Source organism: Paracoccus lutimaris, from assembly GCF_003337565.1.
GTDB lineage: Bacteria > Pseudomonadota > Alphaproteobacteria > Rhodobacterales > Rhodobacteraceae > Paracoccus > Paracoccus lutimaris.
The window spans coordinates 1-2361 of sequence record NZ_QPJL01000070.1; the positions used below are offsets into that span (position 1 = coordinate 1).

Annotated in this window: 2 protein-coding genes and 1 pseudogene; 2 read left to right on the forward strand and 1 reads right to left on the reverse strand. The window is 59.4% G+C overall.

What is annotated here, in order from left to right:
- Both DFP89_RS19835 and DFP89_RS19840 read left to right on the forward strand, forming a co-directional pair.
- Positions 1–441, forward strand: a 441-nt coding sequence (locus tag DFP89_RS19835; protein WP_245948905.1) for a transposase family protein, incomplete at its 5' end; no start/stop codon positions are given.
- Positions 442–456: 15 nt separating this feature from the next.
- A pseudogene (locus DFP89_RS19840) lies at positions 457–843 on the forward strand (SLC13 family permease); the annotation flags it as partial.
- On the opposite strand, the gene nhaA reads toward DFP89_RS19840, so the two are convergent.
- The gene (nhaA, locus tag DFP89_RS19845; protein WP_114351024.1) at positions 840–2195 is read right to left on the reverse strand and encodes a Na+/H+ antiporter NhaA; all 1356 of its coding nucleotides are present in this window, start codon (positions 2193–2195) and stop codon (positions 840–842) included. The pseudogene DFP89_RS19840 and the gene nhaA sit on opposite strands and share 4 nt — an antisense overlap.
- Between the last annotated feature and the right edge of the window lie 166 nt (positions 2196–2361).

A 2361-nucleotide genomic window follows, 5' to 3' on the forward strand; every position in this document is an offset into this window, starting at 1 on the left:
GACCTGAGACACGGTTATGGCCACACGCTGCGCTATTTGGGGGCTGCGCGCGCGGCCATAACCTCAAAACAGCGCTTCTTCCCGACGTGCTACGGAACCGAGTTCACCAGCAAGGCCATCCTGAAATGGGCCAACGCGAACGACGTCGAATGGCACTACATCGACCCGGGCAAGCCGCAGCAGAATGGCTACATCGAAAGCTTCAACGGCAGCCTGCGCGACGAATGCCTGAACGAGGAAATCTTCGACAGCCTGGCTGATGCCCGCCGCAAACTGGCCCTCTGGCGCTACGACTACAACAACGTCAGGCCCCATTCCTCGCTGGGCAACAAGACCCCGTCCGACGCGCGCCGAGCGCTTGAGCAATCTGAGGGCTCCGCGCCCGGCGCGCTTGCCACACCCGAAACCAACCAATATCAACCCCAAGGACTCTCGTTATGAACGAGGGACGACCGGGGGGCAGGTCAAGGGGCTGTCAGCTTGATCGTGGAGACATTGGCTCCGGCACTCATTGAGTTTCCTCCAATTGTCACGCTCGCAGTGATCTACATACTGTCTTCGGCGCTTACCGAGGCGGTCACCAACAACGCCGTGGCCGTCGTGGTTACACCGCTCGCGATCGGTGTTGCGGCAGAACTTGGCGCCGACCCAAGGCCGTTCGTCGTCGCCGTGATGTTTGGTGCAAGCGCGAGCTTTGCGACCCCGGTTGGCTATCAGACCAACACACTGGTGTATGGCGCAGGAAACTACAGATTTGGCGATTTCCTGAGAATCGGTATTCCGATGAACATTATCGTCGGCGGATCGGTGGTGGGGGCGATCCCGATCTTCTTCCCATTCTAGATTTTCTGAACTTTATGCCCAGCTGCCGTGGCGCTTCCTGCTCGGGCTACGAGAAGCGTAAGGAGTAGCAGCATGAGGATGCCAATTGCCGCAGAGATAGCTGATCCTGCGAGAATGCCCAACTTCGCCGCATTCAGGACGGAACGGTCGAATGCGAGGCCCGCGATGAGCAGCGACATCGTGAAACCAATCCCGGTCAGAAACGACCCGGCCAGAATGAACGGCCACGACAAGCCCGGCGCGAGTGCCGCCAGGCCGGATCGGACGGCAATCCAGCTGAACCCGAAGACGCCGATCGGTTTTCCCAACACCAAGCCGACAATGATCGCCAGCGAGACCGGTTGTACGAAATCGACACCCTGAATCGTGATGCCGGCATTTGCCAGTGCGAAGATCGGCATGATTGCAAAGCCGACCCAGGGGTGCAGCATCATCTCGAGCCGTTCGACTGGTGAGAGCGACTCAGTGACTGCTCTGCCGGCTTGACGCAGGTCGCGGTGGCTTGCGGCATTTCCTTGTCGACGATCGCCCGTCGGAACGGCGAGGACCCGCCCAAGGATCTCACGCAGGCGGGCATCGCTCACCCATATGCGCGTTGGCGTCATCAGGCCCAGAATGACACCTGCAATGGTCGCGTGGACGCCGGAAGCATCGAAGCATAACCAGACTGCCGCTCCCAGAAGGAAATAGACCGGTACGCTTCTGATCCCGAGTCGCGATGCGCCTGCGACGATACAAATCCCCAGAAAGCCCAATCCGAGAGCCGACCAGTTCAACGCCTCACCGTAACCGAAGGCGACTACGAGGATTGCACCGACGTCGTCAAAGATGGCCAAAGACAGCAGGAACAATCGCAAGGTGGGCGGGATCCGGCGTCCGAAGAGCGCCAGGCACCCGATCACGAAGGCCGTATCGGTTGCCATCACAGTTCCCCAGCCGTGCATGCCGGGCTGACCGGACATCAACACAAGATACAAAGAGACTGGCACGACCATACCACCCAAGGCGCCTACGAACGGAAGGGCGGCCTGTCGAGGGTTTCGCAATTCGCCCAGCACCAACTCGCGCTTGAGTTCCAGAGAAAGCACGAAGAAGAAAAGGGTCATCAGACCGTCGTTGATCCAGTGCCGAAGCGAGCGGGTGAAATCCAAAGAGCCGAATGTGAGACCGATGGGGGTCTCCCAGAAGCCCAGAAAACCTTCTTGCCATGGCGAGTTGGCCAGCGCTAAAGCCAGCAGAACAGCCGCAAGCAGGAGCCCACCAGCTGCCGCTTCGATCTTCAGGAAGCGTGCGAATGGTTTCGTTATGCTGTCGGCGGCCTCATGGGGCAGGCCTGGTTGAGTATCGATCACGGGAGAAGCATACCTTTTCGGGTCGAGAGAGACTGTGCCATCGCAACGCGGATGCGCTGACCACGAGAAGCGGGAGTATCCGAAACTCTGTGTATCTGACCGGGCCCATGCGGTTTTCAGATACGGTCAGGCGTCGAAACGCCCTGCGAACATTATGGCCAGCTGA